The 26,915-nt window shown below is 71.7% G+C and carries 25 protein-coding genes and 1 tRNA gene; 6 read left to right on the forward strand and 20 right to left on the reverse strand.

Annotated elements, in window-relative coordinates:
- Positions 1-7 precede the first annotated feature (7 nt).
- The 6 genes from pcnB to murJ all read right to left on the reverse strand — a co-directional run bounded on the left by pcnB (position 8) and on the right by murJ (position 6,731).
- Complete coding sequence (gene pcnB / locus Q8X39_RS09985) at positions 8-1,558, reverse strand: polynucleotide adenylyltransferase PcnB (protein WP_305749513.1); 1,551 nt, start codon at positions 1,556-1,558, stop codon at positions 8-10.
- Complete coding sequence (locus Q8X39_RS09990; RefSeq protein ID WP_305749514.1) at positions 1,555-2,265, reverse strand: HAD family hydrolase; 711 nt, start codon at positions 2,263-2,265, stop codon at positions 1,555-1,557. The genes pcnB and Q8X39_RS09990 overlap by 4 nt, the downstream gene beginning before the upstream one ends.
- On the reverse strand, positions 2,262-2,966 hold the full coding sequence (locus Q8X39_RS09995; protein ID WP_305749515.1) for an HdaA/DnaA family protein: 705 nt from the start codon (positions 2,964-2,966) through the stop codon (positions 2,262-2,264). The genes Q8X39_RS09990 and Q8X39_RS09995 overlap by 4 nt, the downstream gene beginning before the upstream one ends.
- 37 nt (positions 2,967-3,003) lie before the next feature.
- A complete protein-coding gene (locus tag Q8X39_RS10000; RefSeq protein WP_305749516.1) occupies positions 3,004-4,065 on the reverse strand; it encodes an AI-2E family transporter in 1,062 nt (353 codons plus the stop codon).
- 127 nt (positions 4,066-4,192) lie between these two features.
- Positions 4,193-5,074, reverse strand: a complete 882-nt coding sequence (locus Q8X39_RS10005) for a SirB1 family protein (RefSeq protein ID WP_305749517.1) — start codon at positions 5,072-5,074, stop codon at positions 4,193-4,195.
- 94 nt (positions 5,075-5,168) lie between these two features.
- Positions 5,169-6,731, reverse strand: a complete 1,563-nt coding sequence (gene murJ, locus Q8X39_RS10010; RefSeq protein ID WP_305749518.1) for a murein biosynthesis integral membrane protein MurJ — start codon at positions 6,729-6,731, stop codon at positions 5,169-5,171.
- A gap of 159 nt (positions 6,732-6,890) precedes the next feature.
- On the opposite strand from murJ, the gene rpsT reads away from it, so the two are divergent.
- Positions 6,891-7,193: a 30S ribosomal protein S20 gene (gene rpsT / locus Q8X39_RS10015; RefSeq protein ID WP_130482991.1), complete on the forward strand. Its 303-nt coding sequence runs from the start codon at positions 6,891-6,893 to the stop codon at positions 7,191-7,193.
- A gap of 97 nt (positions 7,194-7,290) precedes the next feature.
- On the opposite strand, the gene Q8X39_RS10020 is transcribed toward rpsT, so the two are convergent.
- Positions 7,291-8,325, reverse strand: coding sequence for a CDP-6-deoxy-delta-3,4-glucoseen reductase (locus tag Q8X39_RS10020; RefSeq protein WP_305749519.1), 1,035 nt, complete (start codon positions 8,323-8,325; stop codon positions 7,291-7,293).
- Between the two features lie 84 nt (positions 8,326-8,409).
- Here Q8X39_RS10020 and Q8X39_RS10025 point away from each other — a divergent pair, with 84 nt between their 5' ends.
- Positions 8,410-9,345 (forward strand): SDR family oxidoreductase, encoded by a 936-nt coding sequence (locus tag Q8X39_RS10025; protein WP_305749520.1) that lies wholly within the window; start codon positions 8,410-8,412, stop codon positions 9,343-9,345.
- A 26-nt stretch (positions 9,346-9,371) separates the two neighbouring features.
- Here Q8X39_RS10025 and Q8X39_RS10030 read toward each other — a convergent pair whose 3' ends face one another.
- From Q8X39_RS10030 to Q8X39_RS10040, 3 genes are all read right to left on the reverse strand, one after another.
- Positions 9,372-10,580, reverse strand: coding sequence for a S1C family serine protease (locus Q8X39_RS10030; protein ID WP_305749521.1), 1,209 nt, complete (start codon positions 10,578-10,580; stop codon positions 9,372-9,374).
- Between the two features lie 145 nt (positions 10,581-10,725).
- Positions 10,726-11,328 carry a rhomboid family intramembrane serine protease gene (locus tag Q8X39_RS10035; protein ID WP_305749522.1) on the reverse strand — a complete coding sequence of 201 codons (603 nt, stop codon included), beginning with the start codon at positions 11,326-11,328 and terminating at the stop codon, positions 10,726-10,728.
- Positions 11,329-11,426: 98 nt separating this feature from the next.
- Positions 11,427-11,511: transfer RNA gene (locus Q8X39_RS10040), tRNA-Leu, on the reverse strand.
- 164 nt (positions 11,512-11,675) lie between these two features.
- On the opposite strand from Q8X39_RS10040, the gene cysM reads away from it, so the two are divergent.
- From cysM to Q8X39_RS10060, 4 genes are all read left to right on the forward strand, one after another.
- The gene (cysM, locus tag Q8X39_RS10045; RefSeq protein WP_305749597.1) at positions 11,676-12,581 is read left to right on the forward strand and encodes a cysteine synthase CysM; all 906 of its coding nucleotides are present in this window, start codon (positions 11,676-11,678) and stop codon (positions 12,579-12,581) included.
- A gap of 42 nt (positions 12,582-12,623) precedes the next feature.
- Positions 12,624-13,184, forward strand: a complete 561-nt coding sequence (locus tag Q8X39_RS10050) for an NUDIX hydrolase (RefSeq protein ID WP_305749523.1) — start codon at positions 12,624-12,626, stop codon at positions 13,182-13,184.
- Positions 13,185-13,548: 364 nt separating this feature from the next.
- Positions 13,549-14,787, forward strand: a complete 1,239-nt coding sequence (locus Q8X39_RS10055) for an ammonium transporter (protein WP_305749524.1) — start codon at positions 13,549-13,551, stop codon at positions 14,785-14,787.
- On the forward strand, positions 14,777-15,634 hold the full coding sequence (locus Q8X39_RS10060; RefSeq protein WP_305749525.1) for a hypothetical protein: 858 nt from the start codon (positions 14,777-14,779) through the stop codon (positions 15,632-15,634). Before Q8X39_RS10055 ends, Q8X39_RS10060 begins: the two co-directional genes overlap by 11 nt.
- A 110-nt stretch (positions 15,635-15,744) precedes the next feature.
- On the opposite strand, the gene Q8X39_RS10065 is transcribed toward Q8X39_RS10060, so the two are convergent.
- The 10 genes from Q8X39_RS10065 to Q8X39_RS10110 all read right to left on the reverse strand — a co-directional run bounded on the left by Q8X39_RS10065 (position 15,745) and on the right by Q8X39_RS10110 (position 26,830).
- Entirely contained in the window at positions 15,745-16,914 is a 1,170-nt protein-coding gene (locus tag Q8X39_RS10065) for a FimV/HubP family polar landmark protein (RefSeq protein WP_305749526.1), read from the reverse strand.
- Between the two features lie 75 nt (positions 16,915-16,989).
- Complete coding sequence (locus tag Q8X39_RS10070) at positions 16,990-17,739, reverse strand: phosphate/phosphite/phosphonate ABC transporter substrate-binding protein (RefSeq protein ID WP_305749527.1); 750 nt, start codon at positions 17,737-17,739, stop codon at positions 16,990-16,992.
- Positions 17,736-18,236 (reverse strand): PAS domain-containing protein, encoded by a 501-nt coding sequence (locus tag Q8X39_RS10075; RefSeq protein ID WP_305749528.1) that lies wholly within the window; start codon positions 18,234-18,236, stop codon positions 17,736-17,738. Before Q8X39_RS10075 ends, Q8X39_RS10070 begins: the two co-directional genes overlap by 4 nt.
- A gap of 10 nt (positions 18,237-18,246) precedes the next feature.
- On the reverse strand, positions 18,247-18,609 hold the full coding sequence (locus tag Q8X39_RS10080) for a roadblock/LC7 domain-containing protein (protein WP_130480888.1): 363 nt from the start codon (positions 18,607-18,609) through the stop codon (positions 18,247-18,249).
- Positions 18,610-18,679: 70 nt separating this feature from the next.
- Entirely contained in the window at positions 18,680-19,318 is a 639-nt protein-coding gene (locus tag Q8X39_RS10085) for a hypothetical protein (RefSeq protein WP_305749529.1), read from the reverse strand.
- 77 nt (positions 19,319-19,395) lie between these two features.
- Complete coding sequence (locus Q8X39_RS10090; RefSeq protein WP_305749530.1) at positions 19,396-19,932, reverse strand: GTP-binding protein; 537 nt, start codon at positions 19,930-19,932, stop codon at positions 19,396-19,398.
- Between the two features lie 65 nt (positions 19,933-19,997).
- Positions 19,998-22,241, reverse strand: coding sequence for a hypothetical protein (locus tag Q8X39_RS10095; protein ID WP_305749531.1), 2,244 nt, complete (start codon positions 22,239-22,241; stop codon positions 19,998-20,000).
- A 58-nt stretch (positions 22,242-22,299) separates the two neighbouring features.
- A complete protein-coding gene (locus tag Q8X39_RS10100; protein WP_305749532.1) occupies positions 22,300-22,998 on the reverse strand; it encodes a hypothetical protein in 699 nt (232 codons plus the stop codon).
- Positions 22,995-23,435 carry a bactofilin family protein gene (locus tag Q8X39_RS10105; RefSeq protein ID WP_305749533.1) on the reverse strand — a complete coding sequence of 147 codons (441 nt, stop codon included), beginning with the start codon at positions 23,433-23,435 and terminating at the stop codon, positions 22,995-22,997. The genes Q8X39_RS10100 and Q8X39_RS10105 overlap by 4 nt, the downstream gene beginning before the upstream one ends.
- Positions 23,436-23,863: 428 nt before the next feature.
- Positions 23,864-26,830, reverse strand: a complete 2,967-nt coding sequence (locus Q8X39_RS10110; RefSeq protein ID WP_305749534.1) for a GspE/PulE family protein — start codon at positions 26,828-26,830, stop codon at positions 23,864-23,866.
- Positions 26,831-26,915: the final 85 nt, after the last annotated feature.

The raw sequence follows: 26,915 nt of genomic DNA on the forward strand, positions 1-26,915 counted from the left end.
ACGCGCCTCAGGCGTCCGGGCCGGCCGGCGGCGCAGGGGCGTCCGCCGCCGCGCCGTCCACACCGCTGGCACCGGCGGGCTTGCGGCGGCGACGGCGCTTGCGGGCCGGCGCGCCGGGGGCGGCAGCCGCGCCCGGACCGGCGGCCACGCCGGCGCCGTTGCGCCGCGCCAGATCTTCCTGGCGGGCCTGGTCGAGCAGATCGCCCCGCTCGGTGTCGTCGGCCAGCGAGTAGTCCTCCCACCAGGCGGCCAAGGACTCATCGACCTCGCCGGCATCGGCCCGCAGGCGCAGGAAGTCGAAGCCGGCGCGGAAGCGCGGCTGGGCGACCAGGCCGGCGGCGGTCGAGGGCGTGCGTCGCTCGAAGCGCGGTTGCATCAGCCAGATCTCGCGCATGTCGGCGGCCAGCTTGCCGCGCCCGGAGATGTCACCGATGCGGGCGTCGAAGACCGCATCCGTGGCCTGCTGCAGCGCCGGCAGCGGCGATTCGCCGCGGTGGCGCAGCGCGTCGGCGCGCTTGACGACCTCGTGCCAGAGCATGCAGGCCAGCATGAAGCTGGGTGCCACCGGCTTGCCCTCGCCGACGCGGCGGTCGGTGTCGGCAAGCGCCATGTGGATGAACTTCTCGTGGCCGTCGTGGCGGTGGGCATCGTCCAGCACCGCGTCGAGGATCGGGAAGACGCCGCGGTGCAGGCCCTGCTTGCGCAGCTCTTCCAGGCTGGCCAGCGCGTGGCCGGTCTGCAGCAGCTTGATCATCTCGTCGAACAGCCGTGAGGCCGGCACGTTGGCCAGCAGGTCGGCCATGCGCAGGATCGGCGTGCGGGTCGCGGGCTCGATCTCGAAGCCCAGCTTGGCGGCAAAGCGCACCACGCGGACGATGCGCACGGGGTCCTCGCGGTAGCGCGATTCCGGGTCGCCGATCATGCGCAGCACGCGCCGGCGGGCGTCGGCGATGCCGTCGTGGTAGTCGACCACCACCTCGCGGCGCGGGTCGTAGTAAAGCGCGTTGACGGTGAAGTCGCGCCGCGCGGCGTCCTCGACCTGCGAGCCCCAGACGTTGTCGCGCAGCACGCGACCGCTGGCGTCGACCGCGTGGCTCTTGCCCTGCAGCTCGGCGCGCGAGGTCTTCTCGTTGCCGCCGACCGCCTCGGCCGCGCTGGCGTCGACCAGCGCGCGAAAGGTCGAGACCTCGATCACCTCGTGCTCGCGGCCACGGCCGTGCACGACGTGAACGATGCGGAAGCGGCGGCCGATGATGAAGGCGCGCTTGAACTGCGACTTGACCTGCTCGGGCGTCGCGTTGGTGGCGACGTCGAAGTCCTTGGGCCGGTGGCCCAGCAGCAGGTCACGCACCGCACCGCCGACGATGTAGGCCTCGTAGCCGGCGTCCTGCAGGGTCGTGACGACCTTGGTGGCACGCGGGTCGATCAGGCTCGGGTCGATCCGGTGCTCGTCGCGACCGACCTCGACACGCCGGCCCGTCGGCAGGCCGGCCGCAGCGGGGCGCTGCTGCTCGCGTTCGCTCTTGCCGAGCAGCTTCTGGATGAGGTTCTTGATCATGGAAAGAGCCGCAGGATGCGCCAGCCGCGTGTGACGGCGATGGCTTCGAGCGCGGGACTCGGGTTGGTGGCCACCGGGTCGGTGGCGATCTCGAGCAGCGCGAGGTCGTTGGGGGAATCGCTGTAGACGCTGACGCTGGCGAAGTCGCCCGGCGTCAGGCCCTGCGCGGCGAGCCAGTCGTGCACGCGCACGACCTTGCCCTCGCGGAAAGTGGGTGTACCACGGATGCGGCCGAGCCAATCGCCCGAAGCGCCGCGCTCCAGATCGACCGCCAGCAGGTGCTCGACGCCGAAGGCGCGGGCGATCGGCGTGGTCACGAAGGCGTTCGTGGCGGTGACGATGGCAACGAGGTCGCCGCGCTGCTGGTGGTAGCGCACCAGGTCGCGCGCCGCCGGCAGCATCTGCGGCTCGATGACCTCGGCCATGTAGCGCGCATGGGCCGCCTCGGCCTCGGCCAGCGGGCGGTGCCGCCAGGCCGAGGTGGCGAAGTCGATGTAGGTCGGCAGGTCCAGCGTGCCAGCCTGGTAGTGGGCGTAGAACTCGTCGTTGCGACGCCGGAACTCGTCGCCGTCGGCCCAGCCGATGGCCACCATGAACTCGCCGAAGGCATGGTCCGAGTCGATCGGCAACAAGGTGCCGTCGAGGTCGAACAGGCAGAGGTGGCGTCGCTCGGCCGGCGTGGGCAAGGCGGGGGGGGCGGGGTTCACGCGGTCTCCGGTTCGTTGAGCACCTGGCGCAGCAGCGGCAGCGTGACGGCGCGCTGCGTCGACAGCGCGTGGCGGTCGATGCGGTCGAGCAGGTGCATCAGGTGGCTCAGGTCGCGCGCGCAGCGCTTGAGCAGGTAGTCGATCACGTCGTCGTTGAGCAGCACGCCGCGGCGGTCGCCCTCGCGGCGCAGCAGTGCGCGGACCTGGTCCTCGCTGGGCGGCACCAGCTCGTAGACCAGGCCCCAGCCCAGCCGCGTGCGCAGGTCCTCGCGCAGCGTCAGGTCGACCGGCGGCAGTCGGCCGGCGGCCAGCACCGGCACGCCGAAGGTGCTGGCCTGGACGAACAGCGCGAAGGCCGCGCGCTGGCGTTCGGTGTCGTAGCGGTCGCAGTCGTCGAGCAGCAGAAGGCCGCACTGCTCGTCGAAGTCCCACGGCAGCGGCGAGCGCAGGTCGTGCGCGGCGACGCTCAGGCCGCGTTCCTGCGCCAGCGAGGCGGCCGCGCGCAGCAGGTGGCTCTTGCCACAACCGGCCGGCCCCCACAGGTACAGCGGCGTCGCGGGCTGCGGCGCCAGCAGCGCGGCCTGGACCTGCGGCCACTGGGTGTTGGCGCCGGGCACGAAGGTGTCGAGCCGCCAGGCGGGCTCGGGCACCAGGGCCAGCGGGACCTGGCGCATCGGCGGCGGGGAGTGGGTTTCGGCCATGGCGACGGGCAGGCTCAGCGCAGGGTCAGCGGGGTCATCAACGAAGGTACAGCGCGCTGGCCAGGTAGGCGCTGCGCACGCGCCGCAGGGCGACCAGCGTCAGCGCGCCCGCCGGCAGCGCGATCAGTACGCCAACGAAGCCGAACAGGTGACCGAAGGCCAGCAACGCGAAGATCACCGCGATCGGGTGCAGGCCGATGCGCTCGCCCACCAGGCGCGGCGTCAGGATGAAGCTCTCGATGAGCTGCCCGACCCCGTACACCAGCAGCACCGCCAGCAGCCCGTAGAGGTTGGCGAACTGCAGCAGCGCGGCCAGCAGCGCCAGCAGCGCGCCGAGGCCGAAGCCAAGGTAGGGCACGAAGATGCCCAGGCCGGTGAAGACGCCGATCGGCAGCGCCAGGTCGAAGCCGGCCAGCGCCAGCGTCACGGTGTAGTAGGCCGCCAGCGCGCCCATCACCAGCAGCTGGCCGCGCAGGTACTGGCCCAGCACCTCGTCGCATTCGGTCAGGAAGCCCCAGACGCGATCGAGCTGACGCGGCGGCACCAGCTCGCGCAGCCAGTCGACCAGGCGCGGCCAGTCCAGCAGCAGGTAGAACAGCACGACCGGCAGCAGAACCAGGTTGCCCAGCAGCGCCAGCACGAAGCTGCCGCCGATGCGGGCCGAACTGACCAGCGCGGCCAGGCTGTCGTCGACGTTGGCGTTGAGGTACTTGAAGACAAACGCCTTGACGCTGGCGATGTCCAGGCTGACCTGGATGCCCCAGCCGCGCAGCAGCGGCACGACGCTCTCGTTGATGCGCGCGGCCAGCAGCGGAATCTGCTCGCGCAGCAGCGGCAGTTCGCGCGACAGGATGGGCACGATCAGCAGCAGCACGCCCAGCACCAGCAGCAGGGCGACCAGCTCGACGGCGATCACCGCCAGCAGACGCGGCCAGCGCCGCCGCGCCAGCCGGTCGACCGCCGGCGCGAGCACGTAGGCCAGCACCGCCGCCGTCACGAAGGGCATGAGCACCGGCGACAGCAGCCAGACCAGACCCAGGCAGCCCAGCGCCAGGGCCAGCCAGGCCAGGGCCATGCGTTGAGCGGGATGCAGGGTCATGTCGGAGGGTTCGGGTCGACGCGCGGTGGACTTGCCGCGGTGCGGCAAAAGCCAGCGATTCTAGGAAAAGTGGCCGCCACCCCGCGACGCCGGCGTGGCGACGTCGTGCGCAACGATCGGACCGAGCTCAATGCCAGCGCGGCGGACCGGATTCGCGCAGCGCCTCCAGCTGCGCCTGCACATGGGCCCGGTCACGTCCGCCGCGCTGGTGGCGCAGGTAGCAGGCCAGGTCCTCGATCGCGGCGGCGTTCTGGCCCAGCCGGGCGAGCGTCTGGCCGCGCTCGCGGCGCCAGCTCCAGTCGTCGGGCAGCAGCGTGACCAGGCGCTGCTGGACCTTGAGCAGCCGACCCCAGTCCTCGGCCGCGCGGTGCAGCGACTCGAGGTTGCGCAGCATGCGCGAGACGATCTCGCGCGGCTCGGCCGGCTCGATGAAGGGCATCAGCCAGTCCGAGGGCATGCCCGCACCTTCGAGGCCCCAATCACGGTGCTCGCGGCTGCGCTGCGCGTAGGGCTCGACCAGCGTCTCCAGCTCCTGGCGCGACATCGACTGGCCATTGAGCGGGTCGATCAGCGCGTCGCCCAGCGGCAGCCGCAGCCGGATCAGGAAATGGCCCGGGAAGGACACGCCGCGCGCGTCCAGGCCGATCTGTCCGGCCAGCTCCAGGTAGATCACCGCCAGCGAGATCGGGATGCCGCGGCGCGTGCGCAGCACCTCGTGCAGCCAGCTGTTGGACGGGCTGTAGAAGTCGTTGACGTTGCCGCCCAGCCCCATGTCGACGTAGAGGTACTGGTGCAGCGCACGGACCCGCTCCAGCGGCTCGGCGTCGCGGGCCAGTCGCTTGAGCACGGCCTGCGCATGGGCATCGAGCGTCGCCAGCACGGCCTGGATGTCGAGCGTCGGATCCTCGTCCTGGGCCAGCGATGCGGCCGCCTCGGTCAGCGCGAACTGGTCGTCATCCGCCACCAGCGAGGCGAAGTAGTCGAGGGGCGTGGGCGCGGTCCAGAGCATCGGCCAAGTGTATCGACGCCCGCACTTCCGCATGGGTTTTGAGTCACCCCACGGAGACCGGGCTCATCGCCCGATCAGGTCGTGTGGAAGGGACTCAGGCGCGCCGTGCGAACTGGCGCAGGTCGACGCCGGCCAGTCGCAGCGCACCGAAATAACACAGCGCGGCGGCCGCCAGCACGCCGGCCAGCAAGGCGACGCGCAGGCCGGGCGTCGAACCGAGCGCGACCCAGTCCCAGTGCCGCGCGGCGTAGACCAGCAGCGCCGTCATCGCCGTGCAGCCGGCGAGCACCCGCAGCAGGAAGCCGCGCCAGCCGTCCAGCGGCACATAGCTGCCGCGCCGACGCAGGCCGACCAGCAGCCAGGTCGCGTTGACCATCGCCGCCAGCCCGATCGACAGCGCCAGGCCGGCATGACCCAGCAGCGGCACCAGCGCGAGGTTGAACAGCTGCGTCAGCGCCAGCACCGTGATGGCGATGCGCACCGGCGTGCGGATGTCCTGCCGCGCATAGAAGCCGGGGGCCAGCACCTTGATGGCGATCAGGCCCAGCAAGCCAGCGCCGTAGCCCATCAGCGCGGTGACGGTCTGCTGCACGTCGATGGCCTGGAAGCGGCCGTAGTGATAAAGCACCGTCACCAGCGGTTCGGCGAACACCAGCAGCGCCAGCGCGCAGGGCAGCGCCAGCATCAGCACCAGGCGCAGGCCCCAGTCGAGCAGCGCCGAATAGCGCTCGGTGTCGCCGCCAGCCTGGGCCGCCGACAGCTGCGGCAGCAACACCACGCCCAGCGCGACGCCCAGCAGCGCGGTCGGGAACTCCATCAGCCGGTCGGCGTAGGTCAGCCACGACACCGAGCCGGCCGGCAGGTGGGAGGCGATCTGCGTGTTGACCAGCAGCGACAGCTGCGCCACCGACACGCCCAGCAGCGCCGGCGCCATCTGGCGCAGGATGCGGTGCACGCCGTCGTGGCGCCAGGCCGCGCGCATGGCCGCCACGCTCGCGCCGATCTTCGGCAGCAGGCCGACGCGATGCAGCGCCGGCACCTGCACCGCCAGCTGCAGCACACCGCCGATCATCACGCCCACAGCCAGCGCCTCGACCGGCGGCCAGCCGGCGCGCTCGAAGACCGGCGCCAGCCACCAGGCCGCGCCGATCACGCTGAGGTTGAGCAGCACCGGCGTGGCGGCCGGCACCGCGAAGCGCTTCCAGGTGTTGAGGATGCCGGCCGACAAGGCCACCATCGACATGCAGCCGATGTAGGGAAACATCCAGCGCGTCATGACGACCGCCTCGCCCTGGGCCGCGTCGGACAGCCCGGAGGCCATCAGCCAGACCAGCACCTGCGCGCCCAGCACGCCCGCGGCACAGACCGCCACCAGCACCCAGGCCAGCACGGTGGCGACCGCGTCGACCAGCGCATGCGTGGCGGCGTCGCCCTGGGTCGTCCGGCTGGCGGCCAGGATCGGCACGAAGGCCTGCGAGAACGCGCCTTCGGCGAACAGGCGGCGCAGCAGGTTCGGAATGCGGAAGGCAACCTGGTAGGCGTCGGTCGAGCTGCTGGCCCCGAAGGCGGCGGCGATGAGCTGCTCGCGGACCAGTCCGGTGATGCGCGACAGCAGCGTGAAGGCCGAGACGACGGAAGCGGAGCGCAGCAGGCTCATGGGCGGCAGTCAGGGTTCGTCAGGAGGCCGCTGGCGCGGCGAAGCGGCGGATTATCGGCGTCGCCCCGCCGTCCGCAGGCCGGCATCGCTGGCTGGGCATGGACGCCCCCGATTGCCAGTGCTATACTTTGAGGCTTTCCACCCGGACTCCAAAACACCATGGCCACCGCTTCCAAAGCCAAGAAAAAGACGGTCCGCATCGCGTCGGGCCGCAAGCGCGCCCGTCAGGACGTCAAGCTCAATGCAGCCAACACCGCCCTGCGTTCGCGTTTCCGCACCGCAGTCAAGAGCGTGCTGAAGGCCGTTGCCACCGGCGACAAGGCCAAGGCTGGCGACACCTTCAAGACGGCCCAGGGCGTGATCGACTCGATCGCCGACAAGGGCATCTTCCACAAGAACAAGGCCGCTCGCCTGAAGAGCCGCCTGTCCGCCAAGGTCAAGGCCCTGGCCCCCGCGGCCTGAAGCCATTCCGGGTGGACGTCTCAGAAGGCCCGCTTCGGCGGGCCTTTTGTCGTTTGGAGGGCCTGCCGATGCAGGCCCTTCTTGCGTTCAGGCCCGATCAGGCCGCGTGCTTGTCGGCCTCGCTGGTGAAGGCGTCGGCGTAAAACGCCTCTTCCGGAAGGCCGGCCTGGGCGACGAAGTCGCGCCGGGCAGACTCGACCATGATCGGCACGCCGCAGGCATAGACCTCGTGGCCCGACAGGTCCGGCAGGTCGGCCATCACGGCCCTGTGCACGAAGCCGGTCCGGCCGCGCCAGTCGTCCTCGCTGACCGCATCCGACAGCACGGGCACGTAGCGCAGCCACGGCAGTTCGGCAGCGGCCTGCTCGGCCCAGGCGTGCAGGTAGAGGTCGGCTGGCCGACGCGCGCCCCAGTAGAGCGTCGCCGGGCGGTGGTCGATGCCCTTGGCGCGCATGTGCTCGATCAGCGCCTTGATCGGTGCGAAGCCGGTGCCCGAGGCCAGCAGGACGATCGGGCGGTCGCTGTCCTCGCGCAGGAAGAAGCTGCCGTACGGGCCTTCGAGCCGCAGGATCTCCTTCTCCTTCATCGCACCGAAGACGTGATCGGTGAACTTGCCGCCGGGCATGTGGCGGATGTGCAGTTCCATCGATGTGGGCAGGTCGTCCGGCGCATTGGCCATCGAGTAGCTGCGCCGCGAGCCGTCGCGCAGGATGAACTCGACGTACTGGCCGGCGTGATACCGGAACACCTGGTTGGCGGGCAGCTGCAACGTCACCACCATCACGTCGGGCGCGACGCGCTGCAGCGTCGACACCCGCGCGGGCATCTTGATGATCGGGAACTGGCCGACCGCCGTGACCTGGCGCTGCTCGATCGCGCAGTCGGTCTGCGGCGTCGCGCAGCAGGTCAGGACGTAGCCGGCCTCCTCTTCGGCAACGCTCAGCGCCTTGAGCTGGTGGGCACCGTGGATGACGCGTCCTTCGAGCAGGCGGCTCTTGCACGAACCGCAGGCACCGTCCTTGCAGCCGTAGGGCAGACCGATGCCCTGGCGGATCGCGGCGGGCAGGATGGCCTCGTCGCGCATCACCTCGAAACTGCGGCCGGCGGGCTGCACGGTCACGGTCAGATTCATCTCGTTATCCTCGGCTGACAGGTCGTCGACAAAGGCGGAATTGTGCCCCGCGCCCCTCGACCGACCTCCCACGACCCCGAGCCGATGAACCGTCCGAACTCCCCTGCCCGCGCGCCGCTTGGCGCCCTGCCCCGCCGCCTGCGCCGCAGCCGGCTGCTGATCGTCGGCTGTGGCGATGTCGGCCTGCGCGTGGCGCGCCTCGGCCGCCACGGCGACGCCGGCCCGCGCCTCTATGCGCTGACCTCGCAAGCCGCCCGCCGCGACGAGCTGCGCGGTCTTGGGATCACGCCGCTGATCGGCAACCTGGACGAGCCCGCCAGCCTGCGCCGGCTCGCGGCGTTGGCCCCGCGCGTGCTGCACCTCGCACCGCCTCCCGGCCAGGGCGATGGCGACCCACGCACGCTCGCGCTGCTGCGCGCGCTGTCACGCAGCACGATCGTCCAGCGCCTGGTCTACGCCAGCACGACCGGCGTCTACGGCGACGCCGGCGGCGCCCGCTTCGACGAGACCCGCGCCACCGCACCGGCCAGCGCGCGCGGCCAGCGCCGGGTCGTGGCCGAACGATCGATCCGCGCCTGGGCGTTGCGCCAGGGCGTGGTCGCCTCGGTGCTGCGCATTCCCGGCATCTACGCGCTCGACCGCCCCGGCGGCCACCCGCGCGAGCGACTGCTGCGCGGCACGCCGGTGTTGCGTGACGAGGACGACGTGCACACCAACCACATCCATGCCGACGACCTCGCGCGGGCCTGCCTGGCCGCGCTCTGGCGTGGCGCACCGCAGCGCATCTACCACGCCTGCGACGACTCGGCGCTGAAGATGGGGGCGTACTTCGACCTCGCCGCCGACCTGTGCGGCCTGCCGCGCCCGCCACGCATCAGCCGCGAGCAGGCGCGCGAGCAGCTCTCGCCGATGCTGCTGAGCTTCATGTCCGAATCCCGCCAGCTCGACAACCGACGGCTCAAGACGGAACTGCGGCTCGTCCTGCGCCACCCGCACGTGCGCACCGGCCTGATCGCCTGAGGCGCACGGCAGGGATCCGCGCCGGATCAGATGCCCGTGGCGCGCTTGAGGGTCATCTGCCGATCGACCGTGTGCAGCACCAGACGCACCACCTCGCCGCCGCGGTTGACCTCGATCTGCACATCGCGCTCCGGTTCGCCACCCTGCCAGAGTCGCCGGTAGAAGGCCGGCAGGTCGTCCACGCCGGCACCGTCGATGCGCAGGATGCGGTCCCCTTCGCGCACGCCGGCCAGCTCGGCCGGGCTGCCGCGGCTGACCCGCAGCACCGTCAGCCGGCCGTCGGACTCGGCGCAGCTCAGGCCCAGCCAGGCGCGTTCGCTCGCCTGTGAACGGCCGCGCTGGCGCAACTCGTCGACGATGGGCTTGAACAGGTTGATCGGCACGAACAGGTTGCCCGGCACGCGCCCGATCGACGGGCCGTCGTCGGCGCTGTCCCGGCGCATCCAGACGCCGGGCTGGCGCAGGTTGGCGCGGGCGTCGCTGAGCACCAGCGAGCCGATGCCGACCAGCTCACCGTGCCGGTTGTAGAGCCCTGCGCCGCTGTGGTCCGGCCGGGCTGGCGCCGTGAAGAGCGCGCCGTCGATCAGGTATTCCCAGTAGCCGGCGAACTGGCCGCGCGCCATCAACCGGGCCGGGCTGACCGCCCCACCGGCGCCCCCGCTGACGAACATCAGGGTCTCGTCCGGACCGATGGCCGACGAGTCGCCCAGCGGCACCGGCTGCAGCGGCAGCGGCAGCAACGACTGCACCAGCCCGAAGCCGGTCGCGACGTCATAGGCCAGCGGCCGGGCTGGCAGGACGCGACCGTCGTCCAGCACCAGGTCGACCTGCTCGGCCTCGAGGATCAGGTAGCCGATGGTGAGCACCACGCCGTCGTTGCCGATCACCACGCCGGTGCCCTTGCGCACCGTCCCGAGCGTCTCGGCCGAGGTCGATCCCTCGACCACACGGACGAGCACGCCGATCGAGGCGTCGCTGGCGCGCTGGAGTGCCGCCCCCATGGCGCGACGCTCGTCCTCGGACAGGGCGGAGACCGGGCGCGTGTCGACGGCTGGATTCGCCGCAAGGGTGCCGGCAGGCGTCGCCGCCTCGGCCGGCGTCCACAGGGCGGAACCGAGCGACAGCGCGACGGTGGCCCACCAGACCCAGCGCCACGCCACCGGCGCAATGGCCTGCAGCGACATCTGCGAACGCCACCAGCGGCTCAACGGATCGGAGCAGACAACCAGCCTCATGGTGCACCCCTGCCAGGATCTGATGCCTGGATACCCAAGCATGAACCGGACCCGAGCCCCCTGCTGATCAGGGGACTTTTCATCGGGTGGAACGGGGCGCGGGGAGCGGCGCGACCCGCCAGATCAACGCCGGATCAGCAGGTGATCAGCGCCGGCGACGCGGCGGGAACGGCGGCTGACCGCGCCAGAAGCGGATCAGCAGCCAGCCGCCGAGCATGCCGCCGAGGTGCGCGAAATGCGCCACGCCGCCGTAGGGACTGAAGACGCCCGACAACAGTTCGAGGCCGCCGAACACCGCGACGAAGATCTTGGCCTTCATCGGGATGGGCGGGAACAGCGGCATGATGGTGCGCTCCGGAAACATCATCCCGAAGGCCAGCAGCAGGCCGAACAGCGCACCCGAGGCGCCCAGCGTCGGGCCGAACTGGCCGATCGCGGCGGTGAACACCAGCTGCGTCAGGCCACCCGCGATCGAGCTGGCCGCGAGGTACTGCATGTAGCGCCGACGGCCCCAGATCATCTCGATCTCGGCGCCGAACATGTACAGGCCGAACATGTTGAAGAACAGGTGCAGCGGCTCGCCATGCAGGAAGGCATAGGTGAACAGCTGCCAGGGCATGAAGTGCCCGCTGGCCACCGGCCACAGCGCGAACCAGCCTTCCAGCCAGGGCCCCATCAGCAACTGGACGCAGAACACGGCCGTGCAGATGAGCAGCAGCGCCTTGGTCACGGGTGGAAGCTGGGGCATCTCGACGGGTGGCTGGAAAAACAAAGCCGCACGAGGCGGCACGGGGGGTGGTTCTGCCGAAGCCCTGCAGCAGGGCCCGGACGGCATCGACCGCAGGCTGGTGCCGGAGGCCGGACTCGAACCGGCACACCTTGCGGCGGGGGATTTTGAGTCCCCTGCGTCTACCGATTTCGCCACTCCGGCTGCGTCGATCGATGCGTCAAAACGACGAGGATTATGGCATGCACCCCCCTGCGTACCAGGGGCTGCCGGCCTGCAAGGCGTCCGACCATGGCATCGACCACGCCCGCCGCTGGCGACCTGCTGCGACAATTTCGCCAGGAGATGCCATGAGCCAGATTCGACCGATTCCTGCCTACCCGACCATCGAGGACGTCATCGGTCGCACGCCGCTGGTCCGCCTGCAGCGCGTGCCCGGTGCCGCCAACGATGCCCGGGGCAACGTGATCCTCGGCAAGCTCGAGGGCAACAACCCGGCCGGCTCGGTCAAGGACCGCCCGGCCATCAGCATGATCCGGCGCGCTGAGGAGCGCGGCGACATCAAGCCCGGCGACACGCTGATCGAGGCGACCTCCGGCAACACCGGCATCGCGCTGGCGATGGCCGCGGCGATCAAGGGCTACCGCATGGTGCTGATCATGCCGGAGGACCTCTCGATCGAACGGGCCCAGACCATGAAGGCGTTCGGCGCCGAGCTGGTGCTGACGCCCAAGTCCGGCGGCATGGAGTACGCCCGTGACCTGGCCGACCAGATGGCCCGCGAAGGCAAGGGCCGCGTGCTCGACCAGTTCGCCAATGCCGACAACCCGCGCATCCACTACGAGACCACCGGTCCGGAGATCTGGGACGACACCCAGGGCCGCGTCACCCACTTCGTCTCGGCGATGGGCACCACCGGCACGATCACCGGCGTGTCGCGCTACCTGAAGGCGCGCAACCCGGCGGTGCGCATCGTCGGCGCGCAGCCGGCCGAAGGCTCGCGCATCCCCGGCATCCGCAAGTGGCCGACCGAGTACCTGCCGCGCATCTACGACCCGGCCGGCGTCGACGAGCTGGTGCTGGTCGGCCAGTCCGATGCCGAGGACATGGCGCGCCGCCTGGCACGCGAGGAAGGCCTGTTCGGCGGCATCTCCGCGGCCGGTGCCTGCTGGGTCGCGCTGCAGCTGGCCGAGCGGCTCGAGAACGCGACCATCGTGTTCATCGTCTGCGACCGCGGCGACCGCTACCTGTCGACCGGCGTGTTCCCGGCCTGATCGGTGCCGCCCGCACGGTGACGCCGGCAAGGTGACGCCCCCATGAGCGAGACCGCCAGCGACGAGCGCCCACGCGGCTGGCCCGAAGGCTGGCGCCACTGCCCGCGCTGCGCCCATGCGCTCGAATGGCGCGCCGAGCTGGAGGACGGCGGCCCGACCCACCGCTTGCGTTGCAGCGCCTGCGACTTCACGCACTGGAACAACCCGACGCCCGTGCTGGCCGCGATCGTCCAGTGCACCGACCGCGAAGGCCGCATCCTGCTGGCCCGCAACGCGGCCTGGACCCGGCCCTTCCACGGCCTCATCACCGGCTTCATGGAGGCCGGCGAGTCGCCCGAGGAAGGCATCCGCCGCGAGATCGCGGAGGAGACCTCGCTGCAGGTCGAGGCCCTGACGCTGGTCGGCGTGCACGACTTCCAGCGCATGAACCAGGTGCTGATCACCTACCACGCGCTGGCCCATGGCGAGGTGCGGCTGTCGCCCGAGCTGGTCGACTACCGGCTCGTCGCACCGGCCGACCTGCTGTGCTGGCCGGCCGGCACCGGACAGGCGCTGGCGCAGTGGCTGCGCGGACAGGGCATCGAGCCGCGCTGGCTGGAATAGGCCAGATGGCTCAGTCGATGAGCCACCTGTTGCTCTCGTATCGCCCAGCATCGCCCACCGTTGCACGACATCGGTGCGCATTGATGCACCACCATGGACAAGCCACGCACGGCCCCGCAGCAGAGCCGGACTGGCTCAGGCACTGAGCCCGCACCTGACGCGGGCAGGCGACAGGCGCACCGATGCACCGCGACGGAAGTGGCAACTGCAGCCACTTCCGCGCCGCCCTCCCCTGCAATCGAGGGGTGGACCGGCGCGCCGCTGCGTTGACGTCGATCGACCGCGCTGCCTACCGTGGTCGCAGCGCCGGCAGACGCCCCCCGGTTGTCTGCGCGGTACCCGATCACCACACGTCAACGACACCATGAACGACCTCATCAACCTCGCCTGGGTGGGCTTGTGCACCGCTTTGGTGTTCTTCATGCAAGCCGGCTTCGCGCTGGTCGAGGGCGGCTTCGCGCGCGCCAAGAACTCGATCAACGTGATCATGAAGATCTACCTCGGCACCTGCTTCATCGGCCTGTGCTTCTGGCTGCTGGGCTACGGCCTTGCCTTCGGCACCAGCGCCGGCGGCTTCTACGGCATCAGCGGCTTTGCGCCGCTGCAGCTCGACAGCCTGCCCGCCGTCAGCCTGCTCTACCAGATGATGTTCTGCACCACCGCCGTGACCATCGTCTCGGGCGCGGTCGCCGAGCGCATGCGCTACGGCTCCTACCTGGCCTTTGCGGTCGTGATGGCCCTGGTCATCTACCCGGTCTATGCCCACTGGGCCTGGAACCCGGATGGCTGGCTCAAGCAGCTCGGCTTCGTCGACTTCGCGGGCGACGGCGCGGTGCATTCGGTGGGCGCCTGGTGCTCGCTGGCCGGCCTGATGGTGGTCGGTCCGCGCCTGGGCCGCTACAGCAAGCAGGGCGAGGTGCGCGACATCCCCGGCCACAACCTGCCGATGGTCGCCCTCGGCGGCTTCATCCTGTGGCTGGGCTGGTTCGGCTTCAACGGCGGCAGCATCAGCGGCCTGGACAGCGCCAACCTCGGCATGGTCCTGCTCAACACCTACCTGGGCGCCTGCGCCGGCGGCCTGGGCGCGCTGGCCTTCATGAAGCTCGGCGGCAAGCCGGTGCTGATGAGCGCCTCGATCAACGGCAGCCTGTGCGGACTGGTGTCGATCACCGGCGGCGCCAGCACGATGAATCCGGCCACCGCCATCGCGGCGGCCGCCATCGGCGGCGTGCTGTGCACCTGGGGCGCCGAGAAGATCCGCCAGTGGCGGGTCGACGACGCGGTCGACGCGATCGCGGTGCACGGCATCGGTGGCGTCTGGGGCCTGATCGCCGCCGGCCTGTTCTTCGAGGGCGACCTGTTCAACCCGCAACGCGTGCTGGTGCAGCTGCTGGGCGCGGCCATGGCCTTCCTGTGGGCCTTCCCGACCGCCTGGGCGGCCTTCAAGCTGATCGACCGCCTGGCCGGCCTGCGCGCGCCCACGCTCAACGAGCAGCGCGGCCTGGACCACACCGAGCACCACGAGATCGCCTATCCCGAGTTCCAGGACTCGCCTGGCCAGCTGAGCATGGGCGCACGCATGGAGGCCCGCGATGTCGCTTGATCCCGCCGCCCACCGCCGCCGCGCCGCGCTGGCCACCTTCACGCCCGTGCTGGGCGAGGACGCGCTGATGGCCGCGCTGTGGCTGCTGCAGGACAGCCTGCACGGTCACACCGCGCGCGAGATCATCTCGGCGGTCGACCGCGTGGCCGCCCGCCACGGCCTGGACGCACCAACCTGCAAGCGCCTGTACGAACAGTTCTACCGCGCCCTCAGCCTGTCCGACGACGAGCTGCCGCTGGACCCCTGGCCGGTGATGCAGTCGCTGCGCCCGGCCACGGCGGCCCCGGTGCGTGCGCCGGCACCGTCATGGCCCCCCGCTGCACCGGCCTGGCCGGCTGCGACGGGTGCCGGTGCGACGGCCTGGGCACCGGCCGCCGCAGCGATGGCCGCCCAGATGCAGACCGCGATGCCGCAACCGATGCCGGCACCCCAGCCGATCGCGCCGGTCGCCCCGCCCGAACCACCGGCCGCTCCGGCCTTGCCCGACGCGCCGCCGGCCGTGCTGGTCTTCGAGGCCCTGATCGCCGCCGCGCTGTCGGACGTGCGCCAGCGCCATCCCGGCGATCTGCACGACCTGCGTGACAGCGCCGTCGCCGGCCTGGACGGCTCGCGCCTGGCCGCGCAGGCGCGTGGCCAGGTGCGCGCCGCCTGGCAGCGCCATGCCGAGCCCGGCGCCTGGCGCCTCCCGCTCGGCACGGTCGAGCTGGGTGAGCTGGTGCACCTGTTCTATGTCGCGCTGTGCGAGGCGATCGGCCCGGTCGATGCCGACCAGGTCCTGACCCGCGCGGTGCGCGAGGCCGAGCAGATCCCCGCCGCGCGCCGCCACTCGCCGCGCCAGTTCCTCTGAACGATCGCCGCCGGCGCCTGCCGGCGGACTGAAACGCAGAAGCCCCCGACGGTCACCCGTCGGGGGCTTGTTGCTGGGGGGTCGCAGCCGGGGGCCGCAGCTGGGGTCGATCAGCCCAGGCGGGCCGCCAGCTCGACCGCATCAGCCTGCTGTTCGAGGTTGCCTTCGCGGGCGACGGCCGCCAGCCAGGGCCGGGCCGCGTCACGCTTGCCGACCTCCATCAGCGCGCGGGCCAGGTCCAGCTTCAGGGCGGCCTGGTCACGCAGCTGGGCCACGCCTTCGGGGACCGGGGCGGCCACGCTGGCCGAGGTGATCTCGCCGTCCTTGCCGCGCACCAGCCGGGCGGCGGGTTCGAGCGTCTCGACGGTGCGCGCCAGGTCGGCCGCCGCGTTCGAGATGTCGAGCACCTTCGGGCGGCGGCGGCGCGTCACGCCCTGCTCGTCGACAAAGGTCGACGGCAGCGCGTCCTCGTTGATGCGGCGCGGGCGCATGCCCCACCACAGGCCAGCGGCCAGGCCGACCAGCGCGATGGCCATGCCGTAGGGCAGCCAGCGCGAGAAACCATCGGTCGCCACGACCGGCGCGGGCTTCGGGGCGGCTGCGCTGGCGGGAACGGCCGGTGCCGCCGAGGCCACCGGCTCGACCGCCGAAGCCGGCTCGGCCACCGGGGCCGGGCTGGACGCGGGGACCGGCGCCGGAACGGGTGCCGGAACGGGCGCTGGCGACGGGGCCACTGGAGCCGGAGCAGGGACCGGTGCAGGGACCGGTGCAGGAACGGGTGCCGGAACCGGGGCGGAAGCGAGCGCCGGCAGGCCCGGCAACGCCTTGCCGCTGGCCAGCGCGTCCAGGTGGATGTCGACCAGCGCGGCAGCACGGCCGGCCGGCTCGGCGCGCAGCGCGTCGGGGCCGGGAATCTGCAGCGTCACGCCCTTGCGCAGCCGGTGCATGTTGCCGCCCTGGAAGGCGTCCGGGTTGGCGCGCAGGATCGCGACCATGACCTGCGGGCGGCTGGGCACCGCACCCGGCGCGACGTTGCCGGCGATGGCCCACAGCGTGTCGTTCTGCACCGTGATGCGGCTGCCGGCGGCGGAGGAAGCGGCATCGGCCACGGGCGTGCCGGCCGGGGCCGCCGTGGCCGCCGTGGCCGTTGTGGCACTCGCGGCATTCGCGGCATTCGCCGTCTTCGCGGCTTGCGCCAGCGCCGGCAGCGGCACCGCGGTCCAGCCGGCATAGGCCACCAGCAGCAGCGCGGCCAGCGGTCGGAGGGTCGGAGACGTCATGGTGGGCTTCCGCAGGTTCGCAGGTTGGGCATCGGGGACAGGTCGGGTCATCGGGCGACGGCCGGGGCCGGTCGCTCAGACCTTCAGCGTGTCCATCAGGTCGATCATGAACTCGGTGGCCTCGGCGTCCTGGGCCATGAAGCCTTCCAGGCCCAGCGCCTCGAGCACCGCACGGCCATCCGCGCCGGGCTCGTCCATCGTCGGCAGCAGCTCGCGCAGCGGCGCCAGCAGGTGGGCCGCACGCGGGCCGGCCAGCAGCACGTGCCGGACGTCGCCGATGTCGCTGGTGACCAGCGGGCGCAGCTGGCGGCGCACCACCGGGCTGAGGCTGTGCCAGGCCCGCGACAGGAAGAAGCCGGCATCGGCCTTGCCCTGCAGCAGCAGCTTGGCCACCAGCACGTAGGAGCCGACCATCTGCGTGAGCGTGGTGGACGCGTTCAGGTCGGCGCTGGCCAGCGTGATCATGCCGATCAGGTTGACCACCGGGTCGCTGGTGACGGCCAGGCGCGTGCCGGGCTTCAGGTCCTCGACCTGCTGCGCGCTGGCGTCCACCGGCACGGCAATGACGACCTCGTCGGGCAGGTTGCGCGGCGCGGCCAGGGCAACGAAGCCCTTCTGGCGCACCAGCATCGCGGCGTCGTAGGGATTGGCGTAGATCAGGTCGATGCGATCGGCCTCGATGGCGGCGCGCTGGGCGTCGAAGTTCTCGAACAGCTCCAGGTGGATGCGCTCGCCCAGCCGGCGTTGCAGCCAGGTGTTGAAGACGTACCAGCCGGCGATGTGATCGGGCGAGAAGTCGGGGCTGACGGTCAGCTGCAGGGTCATGTGGCGAGCTCCTCGGCTCGCATCCGCGCGTACTGCTCGGTGCAGGCATCGACCTGGCTGCGCGACGGCTTGCGTCGCACGGAGGTGTAGCCCACCACCACGCCGCCGCGGATGTTGGGGATCACGGTGGCCAGCACCCAGTAATGGGCGCCGTCCTTGCGGAGGTTCTTCACGTGGCCTTGCCAGGTCTGGCCGCGCTGCACCGTGTCCCACAGGTCACGGTAGGCGGCGGCCGGCATGTCGGGATGACGCAGGATGCAGTGCGGCTGGCCGATGAGTTCCTCGCGCGTGTAGCCCGACAGCTCGATGAACGCGGGGTTCGCATGCGTGATGTGGCCGGCGGTGTCGGTGCGCGAGACGATCAGCTTGCCGTCCGGAAAGGGCACCTCGTGGTCCACGGTACAGACCGTGCGCTCGAAGCCGTCGTGGTAGCGCAGCCGATGCTCGCGGCGCTCGGACGCGCCGGGCACGAGCCAGGCCTCTTGGAAATCGGTCATGTGAAACGCCTCAGATGACCTTGCTGATCGAGTCGGCGGCGCGCTTGACGTCCAGGAAGATCAGGCCAAGACGGGCATTGGGCTTGCACAGCGCGGTCAGCACGGCGTCGTTGCCGGCATGGGTCATCAGCACGTAGCCGCGATGGCCCTTGACCAGCACCTGCTCCAGCTCGCCACGGGCCAGCTCGCGCGAGGTCCGGTCACCGAGCGACAGCATGGCCGCGCTCATCGCGCCGACGCGGTCCTCGTCCATGCCGGCGGGCAGCATGGAGGCCATCATCAGGCCGTCGGTCGAGAGCACGGCCGAGGCCTCGATGTCGGCGGTCGAGCCGTTGAGTTCGCTCAGGATGGAGTTCAGCAGTTCAGCGCGCATGGGAGTTCCTATGGATGGATCGGGTGGTGTGGATCGGTGGGATCGGGTGGATCAGGACGTCGCCGGCCGGTCAGGCCGCGCCGCCGTAGCGCACGCCGAGGGTCCAGATCAGCGTGGTGTAGGCCTCCTGGTTGAAGCGGGGCTGCCCGCCCACCACCAGGATGAAGTAGTCGTCGCCGAAGTACAGCGGCCAGAAGCCCAGCTCGCTGTAGCCGCCGGCATTCATGAAGCCCCAGCCGTCGCCGCGCAGCCGCATGTTCCCGTGCAGCAGCTGGGCATGGCGTTCCTGCACCGTGGCCAGGTCGGCGCCCAGCGCGGCGAGTTCCTCGGACTGTTCATGCGCGAAGCCGGCGGTGCCCAGGTAGAGGCCGCGCTTCTCGGCCAGGATGGCCTTGCCCTCGTCGGACAGCTGCGCCAGCACCGGCGGCAGCAGCGCCTCGATGCGCTCGGGCGGCACCTCGACCTGCACCGGCAGGCCCTGGATGAAGCCCGAGGACTGCATGCGGTAGATGAACTCCAGCGCGTCGTGCTCGTTCAGGCCGGTCCACTGCGCGATCAGCGCGGCGCTCAGGCGCGGCGTGGCCGGCTCGCGCAGCAGGCGCTGCAGGAAGGTGCGGGCCGGGTCGCGGTCCGGGCGGCTGGCGGCGTAGTACGCGCCGGCTGGCGTCGGATGCAGGTAGTACTCGCCGGTGAGGTTGTAGTGATCCATGGTGGCGCGTGGTCTCGCTGGGTGCGCGTCTGGCGGCGCGCGGTTGGCGGGTGGGACGCTGGGTCGGGCGATCCGGTTCAGATGACCGGATCGATCGACAGCAGCATCGCCTGGATCAGCGAGGACACGTCCTCGCGGCGGCGCGCGTCGACCTCGAAGATCGGCGCGTCGATGTCCAGCTCCTTCATCTGCCGGACGTAGTCGTCCAGCGTCGGCGAGGAGCGCGTGTCCATCTGCGTGATGCCGATGACCAGACGCGTGCTGGAGATGAAGTCATGGAAGGCCTTGACGTAGAACTTCATGTCCTCGAACGGCGTCGGGCGGGTGTTGTCCAGCAGCAGGACCAGGCCGATGCCGCCCTGCGTCAGGATCTCCCACATGAAGTCGAAGCGCTCCTGGCCGGGCGTGCCGTACAGGTGGACCTTCTCGGTCGGGCCGAGCCGGATCATTCCGTAGTCCATCGCCACGGTCGTCGCCGGCTTGCGCCGCGTCGTCATGTCCGAGGCCTGCTCGTCGGTGCGGATCGGCTCGATGTCGCTGATCGATGCGATCGCCGTGGTCTTGCCCGCGCCCACCGGGCCGGTGAAGATGATCTTGTGGTCTTTGTGAGCCATGGTGTCCTGGAACCTGCGCGCCTGCGTGGCGATGTCGGGATGAATGCGTCGGGGCGGCTGCGGCCTCAGGCCTGCAGCCAGCCCAGCAACCGGGTCAGCAGGCCGCGGTTGCGGGCACCGCGTCGCTGGGCGCGCTTGACCGCGCTGCCGTCGTCGGTCACCAGGTCGGCGGCCGCGGCGGCGCTGTAGAAGGCGAAGACGTGTCGCTGCGGGATCTTCAGCAGCTCGGCCGTCTCGACCAGACCGGCGCCGCGCGAGGTCCACAGCGCCGCCACCCGCATCGCATGCGGCGTGCGCTGGATGCGCGTCAGGTTGGGCCAGTGCTTGAGGTAGACCGGGCGATGGAGGTCCACGCCCACCGGCAGCCGGCCCTGTGCCTGCAGCAGGCCGGCGCGCCAGAGCAGACGGTCCAGCGGCTGCCAGGCCTCGCCCTCGCGCAGTTGCAGCGCGGCCTGTTCGTGGCGGTTCAGCGCCAGCGTCTTGATGCGCTTGTCCGGCCCGCGGGCCAGGATCTCCGGAAGCTGGTGGTCGTCGAAGGCCAGCAGCACGCGGTTGCGCGGGCTGTCCACGATGACGCGGCCGGCGCTGCATTCGAACTGCGTCGGCACCTGCCACTTGCGGCCGATCAGGTAGGCCTCGGTCAGCGCGGCGACCAGCGTGTGCGACGGGTCGTGGCGCAGCGTGCGGTCGGCCTGCAGCTGCTCGATCGTCGCGTCGGCGCGGCTGCCGCAGTAGAGCGCCTCGTCGGCCTGGTCGGCCGGGCTGGACAGGCCGCGCCAGACCACCGCCGGGCGGCTGGCGGCGTCGCCATCGGACGCCGTTGCGGCCTCGGGCTCGGCATTGGCGGCCGGCGTGCCGGTCTCGCCGCCATAGGGCTCGATGCGCACGACCGGCTCGGCTTCGAGCGTGATGACGTCGGCGGCGTCCAGGCCGCTGGCCGCATCCGCGTCGTTGGCGGCCGGCGTGGCGGCACGCGCGGTGGTCTCGGCCGGGGACTCGGCGGTGTCGGGGGCCTCACTGGCGTCGACGTCGTCGCCCTCGTCACCGTCCTGGTCATCGTCCTGCGCGTCGTGGGCGTCATGGGCGTCATGGGCGCCCCCACCGTCCTGCGCCGACGGTGCCGCGCCGTCACGCGGACCGTGGACCACCACGCCGTTCGGGTCGACCCAGCGTGTTGGGCCCTTGCGGCCGCGCTTGCGCACGTGGGTCTTGTTCAGCGGCACGACCACCGGGCGGGCCGCTGCAACCGGCGCCACGCCCAGCACGACCGGCTCGGGTGCCGAAACAGCAGCCGTCGGCGCGGAAGCGGCCTCGGCCGGCGCAGCGGCGGCCGCGGCGGCCGTGGTCGATGCCATCGCGGCCTTGCCCAGCGGCGACACCGGCGCGAGGCGAGCCGCCGGGCTGGCGGGGAAGGTGGTGCGAGCCACGGCCGGACGGGCCGCCGCCTGGGCCGGCTGCGCCACCGGCGCCGGGGCGGCACCGAACAGGCGCTTGAGGAAGCCGCCGATGCCGGCCGGACGTGTTTCCGGCGGCACCCGCTGCGGGGCGCGAAACTCGCCACGCGGCTGCGGCATCGGCTGCGGCATCGGGGCCGGTGCCTCGGCCAGCGCTGCGGCAGACGATTCGGCTGATGCTTCGAGAAGCGTTTCGGCCGGCGTGTCGAAGGCGACCCGCTCCGGCACGGCGGCCGGGGCGGGCACCGGGATCAGGACGGGCGCGGTAGCCGGCACCGCAGCGGACGCCGCAACGGCCACCGGCACGGGTCCTGCAGCAGGCGCCAGGGCCGCTGCGCTCTGCACGATGGGCACGATGGGCACGATGGGCACGATGGGCTCGACCGGCAAGACCGGCACGACAGGCACCACCACCGGGATCGGCGCCGGCGCGGGCGCTTCGACGATGACCGCCACGGGCGGGGCCACCGGCGCGGCTGCGGGCGGAACCATCGGCGCTGCGGCCTCGGCCGGCGGCCGCACCGGATGCCAGCGCTGCGCGCTCAGCTCGGCCGCCGCATGCAGCAGCGCGGCCGGCGTGATCGGCTTGCGCACCCAGACCGTGCCCGGCAGTTCTTGCGGCTGGATCGACATGGCGATGCCGGGCCGGCCGGTGCCGGCGTGGTAGGCATCCCAGTGCTGGCGCGAGGCCAGCGTGTCCACGTCGAAGATGGCGGCGTGGGCCTGCTCGGGGTCGGTGACCGCGAAACTGCTGCGGCCGGTGCTGGAGAAGAAGTAGTCCAGCACCGCCTGGGTCCGCGGTGGCAGCGACAGCAGCACCACGTTCAGGCGGGAAGGCGGCTTGAGGTGATCCACGGGGTCCGGACTCGGCTAAGGGTGATCAGAAGGCGACAGGGCTCGGGCGCCGCGGCGCTCAGGCCCAACCCGCCGGCAGCTGGCCGTGGCGCGCCTGGAGGCGCTCGGCCATCGCGGTCTTCGCCGCGTCATCCCGGCTGTGCCGGTAGATGCCCAGCAGCTCGTCGCGCACGTCGGCATCGCCGGGCTCGTCGAGCAGGGCCTGTTCGAGCAGGTCACGCGCACCATCGAGGTCGCCGTGCTCCAGCAGCGAGATGGCCTGTTCGCGTGCCGACAGCTGGGCCGCCGCGACGCGCAGGTGATCGACCATGCGGGCGACGCCGACGACGGCCGGGTGGAACAGCGCCCCCGGTGCCGACGGCAGCGCCACCGCGCGGCTCAGGCCGGCGTCGAGGTGGGCATGCAGGAAGTGCGCGTCCTCCGGCGCCAGCCAGGCCTCGGCCTGCTCCAGCAAGCGGGCCCGCAGCGAGCGGCCACGCGGGCCGAGCGCCATGAACAGGTCGACCAGCGCGCCGAAGGCGAAGTCCGTCAGCGGCGCGGCACAGGCCAGCCGCACGCGCTGCACATGGGACTCGAGGTCGAGCGGGTCACGCCCGATCGCCGCACCCAGGTGACGCCACTGCTCGCGTGCGTCGCCCTGGTCCAGCGGATCGAGGCTGCCGGGACGGTGGCGCGAGAAGACCGGGTGCAGGACCAGCCCGTCGAGGGCGGCCACGGCAGCGGCCGGTGCGGCCTGGCGTGCGGCGTCGAGGCTCACGCGGCGGCTCCGGCCTGCTTGTTCTTCACCAGGTGACCGGTGATCTCGGCGCCGGCCTGCATTTCCAGCGCGTCGTAGTGAACGTCGCCGGCGATGCGGGCGTTGGCGCGCAGGTCGACCAGGCCGGTCGCGTAGATGGTGCCGACGATCTCGCCGTAGACGATCACGTGCGAGACCCGCACGTCGCCCTCGATGCGACCGCCGTCGCCGATCACCAGCGTGCCGGCCTTGACGTCGGAGACGGTCACGTCACCGCGGATCGCGCCGTCGATGCGCAGGCCGCCGGTGAACACGAGGTCGCCCTCGATGCTGGTGCCCGGGCCGATCAGGCAGTCGATGCGCTCCTGCAGCGGATCGCCCTTCTTCTGCTTGCCGCCGAACAGCATGGAACGCACACCTTGTGCGGGTGCGGGGACGGGCTGACGATTGGTGCTCATGCGGGGTTCCGTTCTGGATGTGGACGGGGCCTGAAAGGCGGATCTGGCGGGGTCGGACCGATCTGTTCAATCGCGTCCTGGAATGGAAATCATGGTAGCCACGCACCCCCCTGCGAACCGTGGCAGGAAGGCCCCGAACCCCTTGAACGGGGGTGAGCCCGCACCCCAAAAAATGCCGATTGCGACGGCCTTCCCGCGATCCAGCCGGTCGGCCGGAAATAAGTCACGGCTGCCGTGCGGCCAGGCTCACCGAACGATCCTTTCCAGCCGGGCAGGCTCATCGACTGAGCCATTCCGGATCAAGCCGGGCGCGTCTTCCGCACCACGCCGCGGCCCCCGAACCGGCAAAAAGAAACCCGCCAGCGGCGGGTTGCGGGAGGACGCAGGAGAACGCGTCGAGGGGAGCGGCCGGGGCCGCGCCAGCAGGCTCAGATCTCGACCAGGCTGCGCACCTCGTCCAGCGAGATCTGGCCCGCGACCATCTTGTCCAGCGCGTCCTGGCGCAGGCTGTGCAGGCCCTCGTGCGCGGCCTGTCGCTGCAGGTTCCAGCCCGGCGCACCGGCCCGCACCAGGCGGCGCAGGTCGCGGCTGAGCGTGAGCAGCTCGTGCACCGCGATGCGCCCACGCACGCCGGTGTGGCCGCAGCGCTCGCAGCCCTGGCTCTGGTAGCGGCGCAGCCGCCCGTCGCGGCCGTGGCGCTCGACCCAGCCCTTGAGCAGGGCCTCGCGGTCGGCCTGGGCATCCTCGACCGCACCGCCGTGGAAGTAGCCGTCGACCCAGTCGTCGACCTCGCTGTCCTTGGCCGTGCGGCTCATGCGGCAGGCGTTGCACAGGCGGCGCAACAGGCGCTGGCTGTGGACACCCAGCAGCGCGTCGGCCAGATCCCAGGCCGGCACGCCCTGGTCGATCAGGCGCATCACCGCGTCACCGGCGCTGCGTGCGGTCATGCCGGCGATGACGAGCCGGCCACGCAAGGCGGCATCGACCGCCAGCCGGGCGGTGGCCGCGTCGCCGATCTGGCCGACCATGATCACGTCGGCATCGGTGTTCATCAGCGAGCGCAGCGCCACCTCCATGCTCTGGCCTTCCTCGGCGCGCACCTCCATCTGGCGCAGGCCGGGCTGCAGGCGCTCGATGCGCTCCTCCAGCGTCCAGATGCGGCGTTCCGGCCGGTTCAGGTGCGCCAGCATCGCGTGCAGCGTGGTGGTGCGGCCCGAGCGCGCCGGGCCGGCACACAGGATCAGCCCGGCCGGCCGGTCCAGCAACTGGCGCAGCCGCGCCAGGTCGTCGGTCGGCAGGCCGATGGCCTCCAGCGCAAAGGGCTTGAGCCGCGCCGGCAGGCCCAGCACGACGTCCTCCAGCCCGTCGTGTGTCGGCAGCGTCAGCACGCGCAGGTCGATGGCGTGCTGTGGCACCAGCCGCGCGAAGGACAGCCGGCCCTCCTGCGGCTTGCGGGTGTCGCTGATGTCGAGATCGGCCAGCGCCTTGATGCGCGCCAGCAGCGGTCCGCGCCAGGTCGCCGGCAGCTCGCTGTGGGCCTCCAGGCGACCGTGGCGGCGCAGGCGCACCTGCAGCTTGTCGTCGGTGCCCATGGCCTCGATCTGGACACTGCTGGCCCCGCGCGCCAGCGCGTCCAGCACGATGTTGGACAGGGACTGCAGCAGGGGGCTCTCATGCCGCGCGGCGGCGGCACGGGCCCGCTGCGACAGCTCGGCCGGATCGGTCGGCCGGGTGGTGGCTTCGACCGGATCGGCGCTCCTGGCGTTCGCATCCGGACCCGGCGCGAGCACCGGTTCGGAGATCACTTCGGCGACCGGATCGGCGGCCGGGTCGGCGGCCGGGCTGGCCGCCAGGTCGATCACCGCATCGACAGGCGGGACCGTCGGCACAGCGGTGGCCGATGCCGTCGGGTCGTTGAACACCGGGTCGTTGAACGACAGATCCAGGTCCGGCACCGCGATGCCGGCGTCGATCGTGCGTTCCGGCGCTGCCTCAACCGGCGCCGCCGCCGTCACGGCGGCCCGGCCCGACCGTGCCGGCGCGCGGCCCGGCGACTGGACCGGGGAGGCACTGCCCAGCCCCATCGGCGCGGTCAGCGCGCGATCGGCTGGCGGACGCTGGCGCGTCGCGCGTGTGACCGCCGCCGGCAGGTTGCGCTTGACGATCTCCGCGTTGGCGCGATCGCGGTCGTCCAGGTCGAAGTGGATGCCATCGCCAGCGCCCCCGTAGGCCCGCTCGATCGCGTTGCGCAACGAACCGCTGCCCGCCAGCGTCGGCGCGATGTGGGCCTGCGTCAGGCGTTCCAGCTCGGTCACCAGGTCGTGGCGGCTGGTGTCGGTCATGGCCACGACCAGACGGCCGCCGCGCCGCATCAGCGGCAGGACCTGCAGCCGGCGGGCATCGGCCAGCGGCAGCAACGCCGCCACGCTGGGTTCGACCGGGAAGCGGTCGACGTCGACCACCGGATAGCCCAGCTTGCGCGCCAGCGCGACCCGCAGGTGCTGCACGTCGACGACGCCGCGTTGCACCAGCAGCTCGCCCAGCGGCTGGGCCCGTTCAGCCCGCTGCTGGTCGAGCGCCTGCTGCAGCTGCGCCTCGGTGATGAAGCTGAGCTGGACCAGCGCCTCGCCCAGCCGCACCGTGGGCATGCGGGCCTGCGTGTCGAGCGCGGCCAGCAGCTGTTCGGGCGTCACCAGCTGACGGGCGATGAGCTGCTCGCCGAGCTTGCGGTTGCGCTGCGCCTGCTGTTCGGCCAGCGCCTGCTCCAGCTCGTCGGAGGTGGTGGCCATCTGCTCGACCAGCATCTGGCCGAGCGGCTCGCCGATGCTGTGCTGCGTCAGCATCGCGCGTGGCACGAAGATGCGCTGGACCGAGCCCAGCGCGTCGACCGGCGCGAACAGGAACAGGCCGGCCGGCGTGTCGAGATGGCCGACGGTGCGACCGCTCAGCCGCCCGCCGTCCTGAAGGTGCATCGTGTAGGTCAGGCTGCGCCGATGGCCCAGCACCTGCCCGATCGCGTCGCCGCTGGCATCGGCCACCATCGCCGCGCTCAGGGGCGCCAGGCTGCGCTTGAGCGTGATCCGGCGGATCTGGCTGAAGCGCAGCGCCACCGGCAGCTTGTCCGGCGGCAGCAGCACGCGGGCCTGGCCCTCGTCGACGTCGAACTCGACCAGCAGGCCCATCATCAGCTGGCCACCCCGCGACTCGATCTCGCAAGGTTCCGGCTCCAGCGACGGCGTGGGCTGCGGATAGGCCGCCAGCGGCGGCGTCGGCCAGGCGTAGGGGGTCCAGCTGGATGCGGCGCCCGAGGCGCCGACCCCGCCGGAGGTGGGCGATCCAGCGGAGATGACGGCCGGGGTTCCAGCAGCAGCGGCGACGTGGGACGGTGGGGACATGACAGGCCTCGTGAACAGCACTGCCCATCCGAAGACACACGGAGGGGCGATGTCATCCTAGGCAACCCGGCAACACCCCAAACAC

The sequence above is a fragment of the Leptothrix discophora genome, from assembly GCF_030705305.1.
Lineage (GTDB): Bacteria > Pseudomonadota > Gammaproteobacteria > Burkholderiales > Burkholderiaceae_C > Sphaerotilus > Sphaerotilus discophorus.

Coding starts and splice junctions, on each gene's coding strand:
- Q8X39_RS10035 (WP_305749522.1), bottom strand. CDS start 11,328: ATGCCCCAGCTTCCACCCGTGACCAAGGCGCTGCTGCTCATCTGCACG.
- Q8X39_RS10090 (WP_305749530.1), bottom strand. CDS start 19,932: ATGGCTCACAAAGACCACAAGATCATCTTCACCGGCCCGGTGGGCGCG.
- Q8X39_RS10005 (WP_305749517.1), bottom strand. CDS start 5,074: ATGCTCTGGACCGCGCCCACGCCCCTCGACTACTTCGCCTCGCTGGTG.
- Q8X39_RS10030 (WP_305749521.1), bottom strand. CDS start 10,580: ATGAGGCTGGTTGTCTGCTCCGATCCGTTGAGCCGCTGGTGGCGTTCG.
- Q8X39_RS10050 (WP_305749523.1), top strand. CDS start 12,624: ATGAGCGAGACCGCCAGCGACGAGCGCCCACGCGGCTGGCCCGAAGGC.
- Q8X39_RS10070 (WP_305749527.1), bottom strand. CDS start 17,739: ATGACCCTGCAGCTGACCGTCAGCCCCGACTTCTCGCCCGATCACATC.
- pcnB (WP_305749513.1), bottom strand. CDS start 1,558: ATGATCAAGAACCTCATCCAGAAGCTGCTCGGCAAGAGCGAACGCGAG.
- Q8X39_RS10085 (WP_305749529.1), bottom strand. CDS start 19,318: ATGGATCACTACAACCTCACCGGCGAGTACTACCTGCATCCGACGCCA.
- Q8X39_RS09995 (WP_305749515.1), bottom strand. CDS start 2,966: ATGGCCGAAACCCACTCCCCGCCGCCGATGCGCCAGGTCCCGCTGGCC.
- Q8X39_RS10080 (WP_130480888.1), bottom strand. CDS start 18,609: ATGCGCGCTGAACTGCTGAACTCCATCCTGAGCGAACTCAACGGCTCG.
- Q8X39_RS10065 (WP_305749526.1), bottom strand. CDS start 16,914: ATGACGTCTCCGACCCTCCGACCGCTGGCCGCGCTGCTGCTGGTGGCC.
- Q8X39_RS10020 (WP_305749519.1), bottom strand. CDS start 8,325: ATGAATCTGACCGTGACCGTGCAGCCCGCCGGCCGCAGTTTCGAGGTG.
- Q8X39_RS10060 (WP_305749525.1), top strand. CDS start 14,777: ATGTCGCTTGATCCCGCCGCCCACCGCCGCCGCGCCGCGCTGGCCACC.
- Q8X39_RS10105 (WP_305749533.1), bottom strand. CDS start 23,435: ATGAGCACCAATCGTCAGCCCGTCCCCGCACCCGCACAAGGTGTGCGT.
- Q8X39_RS10110 (WP_305749534.1), bottom strand. CDS start 26,830: ATGTCCCCACCGTCCCACGTCGCCGCTGCTGCTGGAACCCCGGCCGTC.
- murJ (WP_305749518.1), bottom strand. CDS start 6,731: ATGAGCCTGCTGCGCTCCGCTTCCGTCGTCTCGGCCTTCACGCTGCTG.
- Q8X39_RS10000 (WP_305749516.1), bottom strand. CDS start 4,065: ATGACCCTGCATCCCGCTCAACGCATGGCCCTGGCCTGGCTGGCCCTG.
- rpsT (WP_130482991.1), top strand. CDS start 6,891: ATGGCCACCGCTTCCAAAGCCAAGAAAAAGACGGTCCGCATCGCGTCG.
- Q8X39_RS10075 (WP_305749528.1), bottom strand. CDS start 18,236: ATGACCGATTTCCAAGAGGCCTGGCTCGTGCCCGGCGCGTCCGAGCGC.
- Q8X39_RS10055 (WP_305749524.1), top strand. CDS start 13,549: ATGAACGACCTCATCAACCTCGCCTGGGTGGGCTTGTGCACCGCTTTG.
- Q8X39_RS10025 (WP_305749520.1), top strand. CDS start 8,410: ATGAACCGTCCGAACTCCCCTGCCCGCGCGCCGCTTGGCGCCCTGCCC.